Annotated in this window: 11 protein-coding genes; all 11 read right to left on the reverse strand. The window is 35.8% G+C overall.

Going from position 1 to position 17925, the window contains the following annotated elements:
* Window positions 1–16: 16 nt before the first annotated feature.
* The 11 genes from ACWPWS_RS19750 to ACWPWS_RS19800 all read right to left on the reverse strand — a co-directional run bounded on the left by ACWPWS_RS19750 (window position 17) and on the right by ACWPWS_RS19800 (window position 17924).
* Window positions 17–766 carry an isoprenyl transferase gene (locus tag ACWPWS_RS19750; RefSeq protein WP_454047650.1) on the reverse strand — a complete coding sequence of 250 codons (750 nt, stop codon included), beginning with the start codon at window positions 764–766 and terminating at the stop codon, window positions 17–19.
* A 1-nt stretch (window position 767) separates the two neighbouring features.
* Window positions 768–1658 carry a type IX secretion system protein PorG gene (gene porG / locus ACWPWS_RS19755; protein WP_209786800.1) on the reverse strand — a complete coding sequence of 297 codons (891 nt, stop codon included), beginning with the start codon at window positions 1656–1658 and terminating at the stop codon, window positions 768–770.
* A gap of 213 nt (window positions 1659–1871) precedes the next feature.
* On the reverse strand, window positions 1872–4376 hold the full coding sequence (locus tag ACWPWS_RS19760) for a polysaccharide biosynthesis tyrosine autokinase (RefSeq protein ID WP_454047651.1): 2505 nt from the start codon (window positions 4374–4376) through the stop codon (window positions 1872–1874).
* A 2-nt stretch (window positions 4377–4378) separates the two neighbouring features.
* Window positions 4379–5269 carry a polysaccharide biosynthesis/export family protein gene (locus tag ACWPWS_RS19765; protein ID WP_209786798.1) on the reverse strand — a complete coding sequence of 297 codons (891 nt, stop codon included), beginning with the start codon at window positions 5267–5269 and terminating at the stop codon, window positions 4379–4381.
* 36 nt (window positions 5270–5305) lie between these two features.
* Window positions 5306–6424: a glycosyltransferase family 4 protein gene (locus tag ACWPWS_RS19770; protein WP_209786797.1), complete on the reverse strand. Its 1119-nt coding sequence runs from the start codon at window positions 6422–6424 to the stop codon at window positions 5306–5308.
* A gap of 112 nt (window positions 6425–6536) precedes the next feature.
* Window positions 6537–7538: a glycosyltransferase family 2 protein gene (locus ACWPWS_RS19775; RefSeq protein WP_454047652.1), complete on the reverse strand. Its 1002-nt coding sequence runs from the start codon at window positions 7536–7538 to the stop codon at window positions 6537–6539.
* A gap of 3 nt (window positions 7539–7541) precedes the next feature.
* Entirely contained in the window at window positions 7542–8612 is a 1071-nt protein-coding gene (locus ACWPWS_RS19780; protein WP_454047653.1) for a formimidoylglutamase, read from the reverse strand.
* A gap of 105 nt (window positions 8613–8717) precedes the next feature.
* Window positions 8718–10178: a T9SS type A sorting domain-containing protein gene (locus ACWPWS_RS19785; protein WP_454047654.1), complete on the reverse strand. Its 1461-nt coding sequence runs from the start codon at window positions 10176–10178 to the stop codon at window positions 8718–8720.
* Between the two features lie 170 nt (window positions 10179–10348).
* A complete protein-coding gene (topA, locus tag ACWPWS_RS19790; RefSeq protein ID WP_454047655.1) occupies window positions 10349–12910 on the reverse strand; it encodes a type I DNA topoisomerase in 2562 nt (853 codons plus the stop codon).
* A 275-nt stretch (window positions 12911–13185) separates the two neighbouring features.
* A complete protein-coding gene (locus ACWPWS_RS19795; RefSeq protein ID WP_454047656.1) occupies window positions 13186–16578 on the reverse strand; it encodes a T9SS type A sorting domain-containing protein in 3393 nt (1130 codons plus the stop codon).
* Window positions 16579–16784: 206 nt separating this feature from the next.
* A complete protein-coding gene (locus tag ACWPWS_RS19800; RefSeq protein ID WP_454047657.1) occupies window positions 16785–17924 on the reverse strand; it encodes an EpsG family protein in 1140 nt (379 codons plus the stop codon).
* Between the last annotated feature and the right edge of the window lies 1 nt (window position 17925).

Below are 17925 nucleotides of genomic sequence, written 5' to 3' on the forward strand. Positions count from 1 at the left end.
TTCTTTTCTTAAAATTTTATTGGCCATTTACCTGCTCACCGGTTAAACCATATCTTCTTTCTTTGTTTTGATAATCAACAATACATTGGAAGAAAATGTCTTTGGTGAAATCCGGCCACAGAACATTTAAAAACTGCAATTCTGCATAAGCAATCTGCCAAAGCAGGAAGTTGCTTATCCTTATTTCGCCGCTGGTTCTGATCAGTAAATCTACAGGAGGAAAATCTTTTGTATAAAGATAGTTTTCAAATAGACTTTCGTTAATATTTTCTATCTCTACTTTTCCTTCTTTTACATCAGAACTTATACTTTTTACGGCTTCCAGTATTTCATTTTGTGAGCCATAGCTTATAGCCAATACAAGGTTTCCTTTTGTGTTTTCTTTTGTAAGTTCTACCACACGTTCCAACTGCTCTTTCACTAATGTAGGCAGTTTTTCAAGATTCCCTATAACATGCATTCTTAATCCTTTGCTGAAGATCTCTTCTGCTTCCAGAAGCAGGGTCTCTACCAACAGATTCATAAGGGTATTCACTTCTTCACTTGGGCGATTCCAATTTTCTGAAGAGAATGTATACAGTGTTAAATAAGGGATATCAATCTCATTACATGCATTAATGGCATTTCTTACTGCATTAATGGCATTTTTGTGACCGAAGGTTCTTTCTTCGCCACGAGATTTTGCCCATCTTCCATTACCATCCATAATGATGGCTACGTGTTTTGGTAAATTCTCAGAATTTATTTTTTCTTTTATCAACGACATATTATTCACAATAACATGGAGGTCTTCCGAACGAATATGTCAGTCCTAAACTGAAAGTATTTATCCAGTCGTTGGATCTGTCATCTCCAATATTTCTCTTTTTAATAAACTCTGCTTCTCTTTCTTTAGAAACTGCATAGTAATTTCCTGACTGTAATAATGAACCACCTGTAGCAGGGTCCAAAATATCAGCATTAAAAGAAGTTTTTACATCTTTGGAAAGGATCTTACTATAATCCAACTGATCCGTCAATGTATATCTGAATGTAGCTTCTGCAAATATAGCCCATGAATGGTTGAATTTATACTTCAAACCAACCCCAAAAGGAATATGCATTGTTACTTTTTTCCCTAATGAATAGTCTGTTGTAGTTGTGAAATCCAATTCATTGATTGGAGCCTGTGCTACACCATCCGCATCTCTTCTGAAATCATTCACAAGGGTTGCTTTAGGAGCGTCAAACATCAAAGCACCTACACCTCCGAAGATGTAAGGGCTCAGCATGCTGATCTGCTCATTATTTACTGGGAAAAAGTTATACTCAAACATTAAACTCGCCTCATACACATTATTTTTTCCGTATGAGTTTCTATTTCTTCTATAATCTTCTTTCGCCGCTTTATCACTAAACTGAATCTGGTTATATCCTAAATCCAATCTAACAGTCTGATGCGGGTTAAAATTAAATCTGTATAATAAACCACCATAAAATGGGATGCCCCAATCTGACGCTCTGCTTAAATCCAACGGCTTCTGTAAAATATAATTTGTCCTTCCTACATCTCCCACTAGGTTACTCATACCTAGACGAACTCCCAATTCGTTTCTTTGTGCTTTAACACTTACCACTCCAAGGAAGGCAAGGAAGCTAAACAATAATTTTTTATTCATAAAAGAATATGGATTTATGGTTATTTTAAAATTTAATTTTTGCAAATATAAAACATTTTTATATTAATGATAATCTTAATGTTTAGTTAAAAATAAACAAAAAAACATAATTTGTTATAAAGTAAACGGCAAAGTGGCAAAAATATTCTTTTTTTCATAGAATGAAAATACTCTAAATATGAAAAAACCCCCATTAAATGAGGGTTTAATGCTTTATTTTTTGTTGAATAATACCTGTACTTTATTTCTGATCCTTATCAGTAACGGCTCTTTATAATTTTTATCTTCATCAAAATAACCATAACCATAGCCATATCCGTAGCCATAACCGTAGCCATATCCGTAACCTTGTTTTGTATTATAGTCATTATAAACAAGCCCTAAATTATTAACTTCATCATTATGATACTTTTCAGTAATCATTTTCAGCATATACTTTTCTGTGTATTCATGACGTACTACATAGAGATTAGCATCAGAATGCTTCATGAGTTCATATGAATCAGCCACAAGACCTACAGGTGGTGAATCTATAATAATGAAATCGTATTTTTCTTTAAGTTCTTCTATAAACCTGATATTTCTCTGGCTCATTAAAAGTTCAGAAGGGTTTGGCGGGATAGGACCTGAAGTAGCAACATCAAGATTAGGAATCTTGGTTTTATTAATAATCTGGTCAATACTTACTTCTCCTGTAAGGTAGTTTGAAATACCGTATTTGTTATCAATTTTAAAGTCTCCAAAGATTTTTGGCTTTCTAAGGTCCATGCCTAATAAGATTGTTTTTTTGTCACTTAATCCTATTACAGATGCCAGATTGATAGAAATATAAGTTTTTCCTTCTCCTCCAATGGATGATGTAATCAAAATAACTTTACCTTTTTCACTTTCATTTTCCATCAAGAATCTCATATTGGCTCTTATTCCCCTGAAAGCCTCTGATACAGATGATTTCGGCTGCTCGAGAACGGTAAGCATATTTTCATTGCTGTTATTTCCTATTACCCCAAGCAGTGGAATTTTCGTAGCACCTAAGAGTTCTTTGATATTTCTTATTTTACTATCCAATACTTCACCTACAAAAATAAACAGTAATGGAAGCAGCATTAATCCAGAGATAATGGCAGTCTTTGCTAACTTTACATTAGGTCCTATAGCTCTTTGCCCCAGATTTTTAGCAGGGTCAATCACTGTAATATCAGATTGATTGGTTGCCATTCTCATCTTAGTATCACTCTGTCTTCCCAAAAGACTATTGTAAGTGGCCTCAATCATATTATATCCTCTCTCTGCGTCCAGATACTTTCTTTCTTTTTCAGGATAAGAAGCTAAATCTGAGTTGGCTCCTGAAATATCACGATCAATTTTATTGATTTCATCATAATATCTGTTATAATATCCTCTTAAGCTGTTGGATGATCCCATTCTTGCCTCATCAATAAGCCTGTTGATTTCTCTCATCGGCTCTGATGACGGTTTATAAATAGAAGCCATTTCTGCTTTTTTGGTATACAGAGCTTTAAGTTCAGAAACCGTTGCTGAAAACAATCCATCTTCAAAACCTGCTGCATTGGTCCCAATCATTTTATCAAAATTTTGAGACTGCAGGGTGTTTTTGATATTGTTTAGAGAGTTGATTTTACTTATGATATCGGCTTTTTTAGCTTCTAAATCTTTTATTTTCTCCAGAGATTTTTCATCACGGTCTTTAATGTTATAAAGCTTTTCCGAAGTTTTTAAATAATTCAGCACGTTCGCACTTGAATCAAGTTTTTTACGGATATTATCCAGATTGTCTTTTAAAAAGATATCTGTATTCTTATTAATAATATTTTTGTCTGCTAATCTCTTTTTTTGTAGTTCTGCAACAGATTTATTGAGGAAATTAACCGTCCCGTTAAGATTATATCCTTTTTTGGTAATAATCATAATGGATCTGATTTCTTTATCAAAATCAACGCCTGTAGTGGAAACAATTTCATTAACACTCTCATTGACAGAGTTCAGGTTTACAATGATATTATCTAACTGGATTTTAGCAGGAACAGGATTTTTAAGAAGTCTGAATCTCAGGTTAGGAGAATTGTACCACTCATTGATTTTAATGATTTTATCAGCGGGTCTGCTGTATGGATTGATACTCTGAAAGCCTTCTACCTCATAGCTATACAGGTTTGTAGATTCTCCTTCTTCAGGTAAAACCACTTGATATGCTCCATCTCCTTTGGGTATCAGCGTAATAGGATAATTAATCTGTTGAAGATGTTTTTTATCAATCTGAAGAAAGACCGGTGAATCATCTTTATCAAGGTAAGTGGATTTTATCAGTCCCTTAGTAGAATAATTAACAAAAAGATCCAGTTCTTTCACCAAAAATTCGTTGTGTGATCTGGATAAAAGCATTTTCTTCAGATAAAGTCCATCCTGATTTCCAGTATCTCCCCAGATGAAGTTGATAGACTGATTAGACTGTGTTGGTAAAAACTCAGATCCCTTACTGGAAGTACTTAATGATAAATCTGATGCATAAATATTTTGTGCATAGTATTTACTGTATCCCCATGCAAGAGCATATCCGATCAAAAACATAAATACAAACCAGTACCAGTTTTTAAGGATTCTTCTTAAAAAGTGCTCTAAATCAAATAACGCAAACGATCCATACTTTTCTTTCTGAGAATTATTCTTCTCTGCAGCGGTTACTCTTTCTGGAATCATGACTAAAGATTTTTAAGAAGTAAATAAATAGACAATGCCGTTGTAATTACCGAAACTCCTGTAGTTAAAGTCTGGATAGGATCTTTTCCGAATCCATTCAAGCTTTTTGCTCTTGTGTTCAGGTAGATTTCATCTCCGTTCTGTACATAATAGAAGGGAGAATTCATAAGATCTTCGCGGGTAAGATCTATTTTAGCAATTTTGATTCCTTCGGGAAGTTTTCTGTGGATCACGATCTCTTTCTTGTCGATCGTTCTATTCAGTCCGCCATTAATGGCTAAAGCCTCAGTAATGGTAAGGGTATTTTTATGGGCAACTTTCTCTCCTGAAAGACCCGTAGTTTCTACGTCACCAAGAATATAATAAGTAATCCCATCCGTATTCAGTCGTACCTCAGATTTACCTTCCTGGAAATTTTCATTTACTTTATCCTGAATTTCTTTCCTGATATCTTCTAATGTTCTTCCTTCTGCTTTTACATATCCAATTCCAAAGACATTGACATCCCCATTGGAGTCAACTTTCAGTCCATTAAAATAGAAATTCATATTTCCTCCTCTGCTGGCACCAGAATTAGAACCAATTGTTCCTCCTCCAGAACCACCACCTGACATGGCAGGACTTATTGCAGTTCCAGCTCCAGTTCCAATTCCCCCGGAGGAATTGTAAGATGAATAAAACTGCGCGGCATCTCCTTTTGGAGTGGTCACAATATTAAGGTTAAGGATATCATTTTTGGTAATCCTGTACACAGGGATGTTGTAGGGAACAAGCCCTTCTTCATTAATTACGAGACTCTCACTGGGCTGCAGATATCTGACATCCTTTGTTGTAATACATGAGGTAACTAAAAGAGGGAATATTAAAAATAAATATTTAAAGTTTTTCATCATATATATAATATTGTTTACAAAAGTAATATTTAATTGTTAATTTTTGTTATTTCTTAATCGATATAGCAAATCTGGTAAATAAGCACCAAAAAAACCCAGTGAAACAATCACCAGTAATAAAAGATTGATATCAATGTGTCTTAAATAATAAGCTACTCCTACAATCATTAAATAGAAAAGAATAATATAAAAAGTAGATCTTCTATGGGTAAGATTCAATTTTAGCAGTTTATGATGGATATGGTTTTTATCAGCATCAAAGGGTGATTTTTTGTTATAAAGCCTTACCACAATCACATTTAATGTATCTACAATGGGAAGAATCAGAATGGCTACAGCAACTACAGGAGCAGACTGAAGGTGATATCTTGGAACATCTATCAGTTTTTTATCGATAAAAATATCTATAAAACAAATGGAGGTAAAAGCTAATAAAAAGCCCAGCAGCATAGAACCTGTATCACCCATAAATATTTTACGGTTCCGGTAATTTGATAAATTGTAATATAAAAATGCCAGTACTGTTCCAATAATAATAATGGATAGCACAACCAGCGGATAATTATATTCTCCTAAACGGTAATAGCTGATTCCGAATAAAGCACTGCAGATAACAGAATATCCTCCTGCCAAGCCATCTATTCCATCAATCAGGTTGAATGCATTAATCAGAATAATAAACGTTACAATACTGAAGATCACGCTTACAAAATACTCCAGCTCATATACGCCAAATATTCCAAATAAGCTTCTGATTCTAATATCTGAGCCAATAACCACCAATGAAGACACCACAATTTGTGCAACAAGTTTTTTATAGGCTCTCATGACAACAATATCATCCATTACTCCTACATAAAGCAGGATAATCAGTGAGGCAAATAAGAATTTATAGAGATCAAATAATTCATAGGCAAAAATTGAGGCACAGATTCCTATAGAATAAAAGATGGCAATTCCTCCCAGGTTGGGAATTTCTCTAAGGTGAGAGCTTCTTATTCCAGGCTCATCCATCAGATTCTTTCTTCTAGAAATCTTGACAATGGTAGGAATAGAAAAAAAAGTAATTAAAAAGGAGAACACGAAACCCAGTCCTATTTTTATATAGAAAATAGGTATTCCCGATCCGCTTAAGAACAATTCAAAATTTTTCATTTTCTTCTTATTCAGCACTTGTATCTCCTAAATAAAAAACCATAACAGAACGTATAAGAACTTCATTATCATTTTCTATTGACCGAAACAATAGTACTTACATTTGTGTTTACTAAATCAATTTTCTTATCAATCTTTTCTGTCCGGCAAAAAATAACAGATAAAAAATCTTTTTCTTCAAAGGCAAAGATAAAAGATAATTCTTACCAAAACGACTATACTTCAATATATCTTGAATTTTTATTTGTCTTTCCTTCATAAAAAGGACTAACTGATCAGACATACTATAGAATAATTCTTCTTTTTTGACATATGCCAGATAGGCCAAAAATGAGTAAATTCCTTCAAAAATCTGAAAATTTTTCAATTCTTTATTTTTATGGGAATAGGGGGATTCTCTGAATACTTTCTCTACATCAGACACCGCTTTTAGGATATCAAGTCCTTTTTCTGTGTGGGTTTTTGTAATAGAATCGGTACGTTCGAGGTACTGATAATGGAAGTTCTGAGTCTGCGCAATGGTTTCACATTCCAGCAAAAGCTGTGGAATAAGCTGAATATCTTCAAAATGAACTCCTTTTTTAAATCTTCTCTGATTAAAAAGTTCTTTTTTGAATAATTTATTGCAGGCAAAGTAGCTGATATCCGAAAATACGGAAAAGCTATCTTCAAGGGTTATCTTCTCCGGCATATTGGGAAGCTGGGTCAGTTTTTGAATAACCTTTCCGTTTTCATCCACTTTCTGGATATTACAGATGACCATTTTAGCCTGATGCTTTTCGGCTAAAAGAAACATTTCCTCGAACATGGTTTCGGTGACATAATCATCACTGTCTACAAAACCGACGTAATCACCGGCTGCTCTGTCAATCCCAAAATTACGGGCATCGCTTAAACCTCCGTTTTCTTTGGTAAAAGCTTTTATTTTTTCAGGATATTGGTGTGCGAATTCTTTAATTATTTTTTCAGAGTTATCCTTACTTCCATCGTTCACTACAATAATCTCAATATCAGAGAGACTCTGCTTCACCAGAGAATCAAGGCATTGTGTCAGATAATTTTCAACATTATAAACGGGAACAATAATGGATACTCTTGAGGGAACATTTGTCATACATTAAATTTTCGTCAGTCTTGCATTCAGCCAGCCTTTTTTAGCTTCGTCAAAATCTTTTCTGGAACATGGAATGCAGTTTTCTATATTTTCATCCTCACCAAAATACCATAAATTACTGAAAGTATCCCGTCTGAATGCATATTGTCTGTCATCTATCAAAACATAGAACAGCTCATAATGTCTTTCTTTCGGATGGGTATGCTGGATATTGATTCCTTCGATCAAATACCACAGCATCTGTGCTAAAAGCTGATGATTCAATTGGTTTTCCGAGTAAATATTATAATTAAAAATTCCTACAGATGTAAGGTTTTCACTCAAACCGATTTCTTTCATATAGGCACAGATTTCTCTTCTGTTCAAACCATTTACCTGTGGATTCATTGAAAAAGGTTCACTAAAACTTTCAACAGCATCACAATTTACGGTAACAAGATCTGCTTTTCTGAAGAAAGGTTCTGTTTTTTCTGTGGAATTCATCATTTCAGCCAGTCGGATAATATCAAACTCTACTTCTTTGATGAGTCTTACAGAATCCATTTCATTTAAATGTTTCTGATACCCCAGATGATGATAATTTTTAATGGAAAAATTCTTCGCTCCAAAAATCTTACTTAAAAAAGTATGTTCATTGATTGTTTCTCCCTGCTGAAGAGAAATAATATTACTGATCTGGGTATAATTGATGCTTTTCTTGTGAAAATTCAATGCTGAAAATAATGAAAAAGCAAAGTCATTGGAACCTCCAATAATCACTGGAATAGCTCTTTTATAATGACATGCGGACAGCACTTCCTGCAAGATATAGTGAGTATCCTGCACGGATTTCCCGGAAACCAAATCCCCAAGATCTACAACAGGAATTTCGAAGTCCATCTGGGAAAGCTTATAAAATTCTTTTCTTACTGCCGTAAAATCCTGTACTTCTGCATCGCCGCCGGCACCTCTGTAGTCTGATACAAATAAAAGAACAATACTGTCTTCTTTAATATCCTTAGTAATCCGACTCCCTATCTGCCAGCTTTCTGTTTTGAAATTTCTTGGTGAAATGATAAAGTCTTCGAAATCCATATTTAATTTGAAATGTAATAATTGATTAATTGCTTGATGTAACAAACATACAAAAAAAGCCTTCCTTGAAGAAGACTTTTATTAAGATATAGAATTATTTCTTAATTAATTTTTTATAAATTTTGACACCACTCTTTCTTTTACCATCTGAATATCAATAAAATAAATACCCAACGACAGATTGCTTACATTAATTTTATCCTGTAATTGATTAGGTTCCAGATGTAATACAATTCGCCCATTTGTATCATAGATGTCATAGCTCATTATTTTTTCACCGGAAGTAATATGTAGAAAATCCTTAACCGGATTTGGGTAGAGCTTCACGCTATGCAACGGTACTTCTGAAGTTTTCAGACTGCTTGTATTAAAAAAATATTTACGGGCTGTCCCTACATATTTGGTTTGTGATCCATACCAGATAGAGTAGATTCCAAATAATACAATGGAGTTCCCATACAATTCGAATCCTTTATTGTATACATTCTTGTTCAGCATTTGCGGCGTAATAATTTTACCGTTTAGCCCGAAGGAATTATCCAGATCGCCATTTTCATCTATCTTCAAAGCATAGGTATTGTACCAGCCTGTTCCTGAAACCATAAATGTATTGTCTGCAAGGCGCGCCACCTTCATCGGGGTTGAATCAGACTGAACAGGAGTAACACTTATTCCTGTATTTTTAAATGTAGTATCTAAAGTTCCATCTGCATTCAAACGATACGTAACAAGCCCAAAACAATTATTCCCATTACAAATACTCCCGGAAGTAAATCCTAAGATTTTCCCATTATCCAGAAACATAAGGTGAGCACTCCCGTCTATATTCTGACCATAGGAATACTGGAAAGTTCCTGCATTGCCAAAAGAAGGATCAAGGTTTCCGTCAGGCTGAAGTTTTGTAATAACGATTCTCTGATCGCTCACCGCAACGATTTTCTGACCTGCTATAAATATTTCATTGTTATTTTTTACAATAACTCTCCTGTATTTATAAGCAAGACCTAAAGCAAGCGTTCCTCCGTTTCCAAAAGAAGTATCCGGAGTTCCGTTTGGTAAAAAACGTACAAGGCTAAAATCTGAGCCGGCATTGGAAGTAGTATATTTCAGAAGATAAATTTTGCCATTCTGATCAATATCTATATCAGCATAGGATGCGGACTGATTAAAAGGAGTAAAGCCATTTACAAAATTTCCATTTTCATCTATTTTCTGAACAGCCCCATACCCACCATCCATGATAATATAATTACCGTCTCCGGCAGGTTTTATCTTACCATAGTTCCCTTGAGAGAAAAGTTTATATCCAGCCCCATTGGAAAAAGAAGTATCTAATACTCCATTGGCGGTAAAACGGGCAATAAAGTTACTGCCTACGGCTAAAACTTTTCCATCCGGAAGTTGGGTTGTGGATTGTATCTGCAATCCTCCGGACATTTGACTGCCATTATAAAATGCAAAATCCGTAGATCCACTGCTTAAACCATACGATGTATCCAGCAGGTTTTCCTGGGCAAAGGCATTCAAAGTGATGAAAAGCCCTAAAATAGATAGAATTTTATACATAAGACTCAATTTTAAAATGATGTTTCAGGTTATTATATTAGTTTTCAAGTTGCCAAAGTTAAAAATTTAATGAGAAATAATAAGGAGAGAAATATCTTCTTTACAATAGGATTTAATAAAAAAAGCCATTAACATAGTCTGTCAACGGCTTTATCAATCTTCTCTGATTATTATTTCTTTTTGGCAGCAGGCTTCTTTGCTGCTGTTGTTTTCTTTGTAGTAGTCGCTTTTTTAGCTGCAGGTTTTTTCTTTTCTGCAAAAGCTTTAGGATCCTGATCTGTAATCCATTTTTTAACCTCATCTAAAGAAAGTTCTTTTAATTCCTCGGCATCATATTTTGTATCATCAGCTTTCTTAGGAATTTTGAACATGGCCTTTCCGAATTTGATGAAAGGTCCCCATCTTCCGTTTTCAATGGAAATTTTTTCTTTTTCCCACTGCTGGATGTATCGGTTGGCTTCTTTTTCCAGTTTAGCATCAATCAGTTCATTGATATCGCTTTGAGAAAGATTTTCAAAATCATATCTCTTTGGAACGTTTACGAAAATATCTTTATACTTGATAAATGGTCCGAATCTTCCTGTTCCTTTTGTTACAGGTTCTCCTTTATACGTTGCAATAGGAGCATCAGCAATTTTCTTTTCATTGATGATTTCCTCGGCACGTTTCTGATCTACAGAAAGCGGATCTTCACCTTTCGGAATACTGATATACGTTTCTCCCCATTTCACATAAGGTCCAAATCTTCCTACTCCTACAGAAACCGGCTGTCCGTCAACTTCACTTAAATCAAAAGGCAACTTGAACAGTTCCAATGCTTCTTCAAAAGTGATGGTTGCGATATTCTGGCCTGTCATTAATGAAGCAAAGATTGGTTTCTCCTCATCATCCGTTTCTCCAATCTGGATCATTGCTCCAAATCTTCCGATTCTTGCATGAACATTTTTACCGGTCTTTGGATCTACTCCTAATAATCTGTCTCCTGTGGCGCGGTCTGCATTTTCTTCTACATCTTCAATTCTCGGGTGGAATTTCGAGTAGAAATTCGTCATCATTTCCTTCCATTTCTGGTCGCCACTTGCAATTTCGTCAAAACTTTCTTCTACTCTTGCTGTGAAACCGTAGTCAAGGATTTCTCTGAAGTTATCTGTTAAGAAGTCATTTACAACTTCACCAATATCTGTAGGAATGAATTTATTTTTATCACCTCCGAATTTTTCTTCAAGAACTACTTTTTTGATCTTATCTTTTGTCAAAGACATTTTGATCACTTCACGGGTATGCGGTTCGATTTCTCTTTTATCTACATACTCTCTGTTCTGAATGGTCTGAATTGTAGGCGCATAAGTAGAAGGTCTCCCAATCCCTAATTCTTCAAGTTTTCTCACCAATCCGGCTTCAGTATATCTTGCGCTTGGTCTTGTGAATTTTTCAGTAGCAGTAATTGTTTTATAGTTCAATACTTCTCCTACAGTTACTTTCGGCAACAACTTATCGTTGTTTTCTTCATCATCCTCTTCTGTCTTTACAATGCCGTAAGCCTTCAGGAAACCATCGAATATAATCACCTCACCCTGTGCTTCAAAATGATGTGGCAATGACGCATTTCCTATTTCGATTACTGTCTTTTCAATTTTGGCATTAGCCATCTGAGAAGCCAGTGTTCTTTTATAAATTAATTGATACAGTCTGTTTAATTGTGCATCAGCTACAGTTTTTACTCCAAAATCCGTAGGACGGATCGCTTCGTGCGCTTCCTGTGCTGAAGCAGATTTTGTGGTATAGTTTCTTGGAGAAGAATATTCTGCTCCGTATTCTGATACGATTTGTTTTTTAGCACCTTCAATGGCTTCCTGGGAAAGGTTTACGGAGTCTGTTCTCATATAGGTAATAAACCCTTCTTCGTAAAGCCTCTGTGCCAGACGCATGGTATTGGTTACATTATATCCAAGTCTTGAGGAAGCTTCCTGCTGTAATGTAGAAGTTGTAAACGGAGCGGAAGCCGAACGTGTACCTGGCTTGGTTTCTACATTCAGAACTTTAAATTCTGTAGTTTTCGCCTGCTCCAGGAATTTTTCTGCCTCTTCTTCCTTTTCAAAGTCTTTTTTCAGCTTGGCAGCAATTTCCTGCTCTGTTTTATTTAGGAAAATCCCGTCAAGTTTAAAGCTTGCTTTTGGTTTAAACTCACGGATTTCTTTTTCTCTTTCAACGATTAATCTTACTGCTACAGACTGTACTCTACCTGCAGACAGTCCCGGTTTTACTTTTTTCCATAAAACGGGTGACATTTCAAAACCTACGATTCTGTCCAGCACTCTTCTTGCCTGCTGGGCATTCACTAAGTTCTGATCAATATCTCTTGGATTGTCGATTGCTTTTAGAATGGCGTTTTTGGTAATCTCGTGGAAAACAATTCTTTTCCTGTTTTCAGGCTTCAGCTTCAATTCATCCGCAAGATGCCATGCAATAGCTTCTCCTTCGCGGTCCTCATCGGAAGCAAGCCATACCATATCAGCTTTCTTTACGGCCGCCTTTAATTCGGTTACCAATTTCTTTTTGTCTGCTGAAACTTCGTAATCAGGACTGAATGTAGTAAGGTCTATCCCCATTCCTTTTTTAGGAAGATCCCGGATATGTCCGAAACTGGATTTTACTTCAAAATCCTTTCCTAGATATTTTTGAATAGTTTTTGCTTTTGCCGGGGACTCTACGATTACTAAATTTTTCGACATTCTAACTAAAAATTTTTGCAAAAGTAAAGCTTTTTTATTATATACTTTTTGTTAAACGGGTTTAATTTAACAATCGAAGTGGTTTACACTCTCTTTCAGCATCCATTTTTTGAAGAAACAAATCCTTTGTAGTATAGGTTTTAGACTGTTATGCAATTATCAACACTGAATGATATAGAATTTTTCACCAGCCATAATAGATGCAAGAAATATGCTCTGTATAAAAAAGCAGAACAAGAAACCTCATTCTGCTTTTCAATCCCTTTTGTTACGATTTATTGTTTTATAATTTTTACAGTTGCTTCTGAATTATTTATTCTTATTAAATATACTCCTGCACTTAAAGAAGAGAGATCTGCCTGGTTATTGACAAACTGTCCTGATTTCACAAGCTGACCGAGGGCATTAAAAACCTGAAAACTGTACTCTTTATCCACCGTAGCCCTGATGTAAAGGATACTAGAAAAAGGGCTTGGGTATAAAGAGATCTTGTTATTCTTAATTTTTAGTTCAGAATTTACTTTGCTCAGTCTAGGTTCTTTAGATATCGCATTCATTTTTGAGGCCGGACCTTCTTCATTACCATTGGCATCATATTCTATTTTCACACATCGGCATCCTGTTCCGAAATACGGATCATTATTATCATGAAAGACCATTATCCTATTGGTGGTAGAAGCTGCATCAAACAAAACATTAATAGACCTTCCAATGTAATTTGAATTTAAAGCATCCGTCCATACAGCCGGATACTGAAAGTTGAGAACATTGAACGTTCCCTGTGAAGTCTGATTGGCAATAACACTTCTGAAACCTCTTGATCCGGAATCAGGGTAGTTTCCTATGGGATAAGCCGGATTGTTAAACAAATACCCTATCGTAGCATTGGCCGAATTTCTCACTCTTGCTCCCAAATAATCAGTCGCAATACTATATGATGTGGCCACATTCTTATCTTTTTTATACCAGGGAGTTTGCCCGAAATCAGCACCTGAAACCAAAGCCACACTGGTCAGATCAGGAATCCTCCATCCTTCAGGACAAGGATCAAAAGGAGATTTGCTACCTCCTCTTCCCCATCTGTCAGGCGCTAAATTAGGCTCTTGTGCCAGCCAGTCTGTACCGTTCGTATAATTGGGTGTTGCACTGTTATAAGGAGCCCATGTACTTGGAATCATATATACCAGAGGATTTTTCACAGAATAGGATAATATTTTGGAGATTTTATCTGCTGGCTTATCCGTTAACTGTACATTTGATAACGTCGCATACGTGTTATAAGGTACAATATAGTTTCCTGAAAGATTGTTATATTCAGACTGATTAAGCGTAGTGTACGAAACAGTTCCTTTAGGAGCAGGAGTTCCCAGAAAAACATTATAAAAGCTTCTATTATCAGCATACTGGAATGGAGGAATAGGATCTTTTCTACCCCATTGATAATGCAGTCCGGTAGAGGCACGTATTTTTAACAGCTCATCAGCAGTGGGCGCCTGAGGATTGACAATGTTGGGAAAAGCATCTGTTGCTCCGAGATTACGATCCATAAAGACCGTCTGTAATGCAACATCAGCTTTGTTGACATAGTTCACATAATTTGTAACTGCTTCCGGGACTTCTGTAACATAAGAATAAGATCCTACAGGAGAATCTGTAACCCAGATATGCCAGCTCCAATATACAGGTGAAGATACGTCGCCATTGTGCAATGTTACCACAGCATTTCCACTTTCATTAGGAGCAATTTCTACAGATATTTTAGAATTAATAATATCCTGCAGTGATGAAGGTGAAGGATTCACCATTAGAATTCTGCTGATAAGAGAGGTATTGGTAGTCCATAGCACATTGGTTTTTAAATTAGTAAAATTGGAAGGATTTAATATCTCAAGATTACCCAGCAACTGGCTTTGTACAGAAAACGCTTTACTTACCGGAATTTCAATAATAGTGGCTGTTTCGCTTTTAACAACCTGATACGTATTCGGGTTATTGAAACCTTCTTTGAATTCTGTGGCTACTGGCAGATATTCTGTTGGAAAATCATAATCATTAATGGTGTATAGAGGATCTTTTATACATCTGCAGCCGTTAGCATCTGAAGTATACATTCCGGACATTGGAAAGTAATAATAACGTCCTTTAATATTAGGATAATTGGCATCCGGAATATCAGGCTGTGTTTTATCCGGAATCATGGAAAGACCTCTTACCGTAACAGCCGGAGAAGCATCAAACAATCGAGTCAAAGTAGCCGTCCACAATGCAATATGATGCTGATCACTGTATTGTCCTAAATGGGCTCCTCTGATAAGCTGTCCGTTTCCGGGAAAAATCCCCATATTATATCCTCCTACCGCAGATAGATCAAAGCCAAGATTGGGATAAATCCTAAACCCTGTCATAAAGGCTGGAATTCCTGCATCAGTAGGTTTTATGATATGATATTTATTGGCTTCAAAAACATTTCTTGCCATATTGGTTTTCACCCCGAAAGGCGAAAAATCTATTCTTATATCATCTACATAGGATCCAGAGGCCAGATTCGCCACCAGCATTGAGGGTATACGCCATCCATTAGGACATGGATCATAAGGAGATTTATCTCTATAAGGTTTAGCTTTTTCATCTGTATTGTAAATGCTTTCAATTTTTCCTTGTGCATTGTCTGACCAAAGATTGAGTTCTGAAAGCCTGTTACTTGGCAAGGCAGTAGATTTACCAAACCAATTGACAGGAAGATTAAGATTATTATTATAGTAAGCCTGACCTGAATTATCATCTTTATTGACATAGATAAGACTCAAAGGATTTTTTACAGAAAGCCTTATATTATTGGTAACCTCCGCAGCAGAAAGCAGAACAAACTTCCTGAGATCATCAATACTTACAGCATTGGTCATATTTTTAGCCCCTCTATGCCTCACTCTGCCTATAGATCCTGAAGCTTCGTAGAAATCGTTTCCTCTTGTAACCAATGGCGGAATAGGATCTTTTCGTCCCCATTGATAAAGAAGTCCGATACTTCGGTTCCAGTCTGATGCCGTGATAGAACTTGTGATGGCACCCAGATTTCTATCCATCCATTTCCAATCGGAGTCTGGAATAATTTCAGTAGTTCCGTCTGATTTCATTCTTTTGACGTTGTTGAAACTTCTATAGGTAACTCCATTCGTAGGATCATCCGTTACCCAGATATGCCAGCTCCAATAAATTTCGCCGTTTACTTTAAGAGCAATCACAGCATTTCCCTTTTTCGCTTTGTTGACAGGAACCTTTATCTTAGCATCCTGCCCTGTTCCCATTATTTCAAGGGCATAGTTTACTCCGGACTTTATAAGCCCATGAACGTCTTCCCATAAAACATCTGCAGTTACTGTACCCGCCGGAATACCGGTTCCGTTAAGATATCCGCCTCCTTCCCACATTGCATAGGCTTTCTTTACGGGAACCAACAATCCTTCGCTATTCTGATTGGGATCAAAAATATAACTGTTAGGAGCTTTTTTCCAGTCCGGAAGGAACGAGGGGATTAATTCATTCAATGGTCTTTTCAATGAGTCCCTACTCTCGGTGGACCATAGATTTCCGTTGATATTACCTTTGGAACTGACTCCAAATAATATCAGGCAGATGACTGCCGCTAATTTTCCAGCTAATCTTTTCATACCTTAGGTTTTAGTGTCATTAGTACATGCAATTTTTAAGCCTACTTCAACAAAAAGTGATTTATATTATAAATAACAACACAATATATAAATTATGTTATTAATAATCCAACACAAACCTTAATAAATAAAACAAGCCTTAACAGAATTCTCACACATAAAAAAAGACAGCCTGAAGCTGCCTTTATATTTTAATGTTCAAAATACTATGGAAGAATATGGTTTCTATAAAGATCTATCGAAAATCTTCCAGCCTTAATATTATTAAAGATGGAGAAGACGACAAAATTGAAGACAAACAGTGAAATAATAAATGCGTAAATGATATTTTTAACCCTTCCGGAAACAGCATACATTGCATTAGGAATAATGATATAGGAGAATCCGATAAATGCCCCCGCAAGTCTCGACGAGAATATAGGATTATTTCTAAAAATAAAGTAAAGACAGATCCCAATTACAGCATAGTTTCTATGATATTCGTAATAAGGATACACCTCTTTCATCTTAGAATCAAAAACAAAAAGGAAGAAAGTAAGGATCGCCATCATTGCCTCCGGAATCCCGACACCACCATTCAATCGTTGTACAGTTTCATCCATATATCCATTGAAACCTTCTACCAAGGTACTATCAGAAGCCATCCCATCTAAGAAACTCCCAAAACTCCTATATATTTCAAACGGAGATAAAAAGACAGAGCCTACAATCATAATCAGCATTATCGTCTTGTTTAACGGAACACGTGCCAGCCAATACATCGGAAGGAATAAATAACAAACACTGTGTATACCAGATCCTATAAATATAAAAAATAGATAATGCCAGAATTTCCGCTCTTTAATATACCGTATCGCAAAATAAACAATAAAAGTTCCCAGGTTTTGTCTGATCTGACCACTCTCCCCGATAAAGAAGTTAGGAATAAACATAAACAGCGTAAAAGTAAAGGGATAAAAAGTATTGTCTTCTGTATATTCCACTTTAAAGATCATCGCAAAAATGGCAATGACCAGCGTCAGCATATAAAAGGGAGCATCAAAAAAATTGAGAAGTATCTTATTAATCAAAGTATACAGCCATTCCACATCCAGGGTTTCCGTACCTTCCATATGGAGCATCTTCATAAAGATACTGTAATAGCTTTTGGTATCAGAGTAAATATAAATTCCCTTGTAACTTCCGTAATCCGGACCTACGCTGTCTCTAAGACCAACAATAATAATAAAATAAACAGCAAGGAACCAGAACCACTTTTTATCAACCTTCTTTCCATACACTTCCTGAACACTGAAAAACAGCATATAGACAATTGCAATTAAATAATATGGATGTAGTAAACTCATG

The sequence above is a fragment of the Chryseobacterium sp. Marseille-Q8038 genome, assembly GCF_965111995.1.

Excerpts from the sequence above, each read along its gene's own strand:
- ACWPWS_RS19750 (WP_454047650.1), bottom strand. The coding sequence starts at position 766 with ATGTCGTTGATAAAAGAAAAAATAAATTCTGAGAATTTACCAAAACAC.
- porG (WP_209786800.1), bottom strand. The coding sequence starts at position 1,658 with ATGAATAAAAAATTATTGTTTAGCTTCCTTGCCTTCCTTGGAGTGGTA.
- ACWPWS_RS19760 (WP_454047651.1), bottom strand. The coding sequence starts at position 4,376 with ATGATTCCAGAAAGAGTAACCGCTGCAGAGAAGAATAATTCTCAGAAA.
- ACWPWS_RS19765 (WP_209786798.1), bottom strand. The coding sequence starts at position 5,269 with ATGATGAAAAACTTTAAATATTTATTTTTAATATTCCCTCTTTTAGTT.
- ACWPWS_RS19770 (WP_209786797.1), bottom strand. The coding sequence starts at position 6,424 with ATGAAAAATTTTGAATTGTTCTTAAGCGGATCGGGAATACCTATTTTC.
- ACWPWS_RS19775 (WP_454047652.1), bottom strand. The coding sequence starts at position 7,538 with ATGACAAATGTTCCCTCAAGAGTATCCATTATTGTTCCCGTTTATAAT.
- ACWPWS_RS19780 (WP_454047653.1), bottom strand. The coding sequence starts at position 8,612 with ATGGATTTCGAAGACTTTATCATTTCACCAAGAAATTTCAAAACAGAA.
- ACWPWS_RS19785 (WP_454047654.1), bottom strand. The coding sequence starts at position 10,178 with ATGTATAAAATTCTATCTATTTTAGGGCTTTTCATCACTTTGAATGCC.
- topA (WP_454047655.1), bottom strand. The coding sequence starts at position 12,910 with ATGTCGAAAAATTTAGTAATCGTAGAGTCCCCGGCAAAAGCAAAAACT.
- ACWPWS_RS19795 (WP_454047656.1), bottom strand. The coding sequence starts at position 16,578 with ATGAAAAGATTAGCTGGAAAATTAGCGGCAGTCATCTGCCTGATATTA.
- ACWPWS_RS19800 (WP_454047657.1), bottom strand. The coding sequence starts at position 17,924 with ATGAGTTTACTACATCCATATTATTTAATTGCAATTGTCTATATGCTG.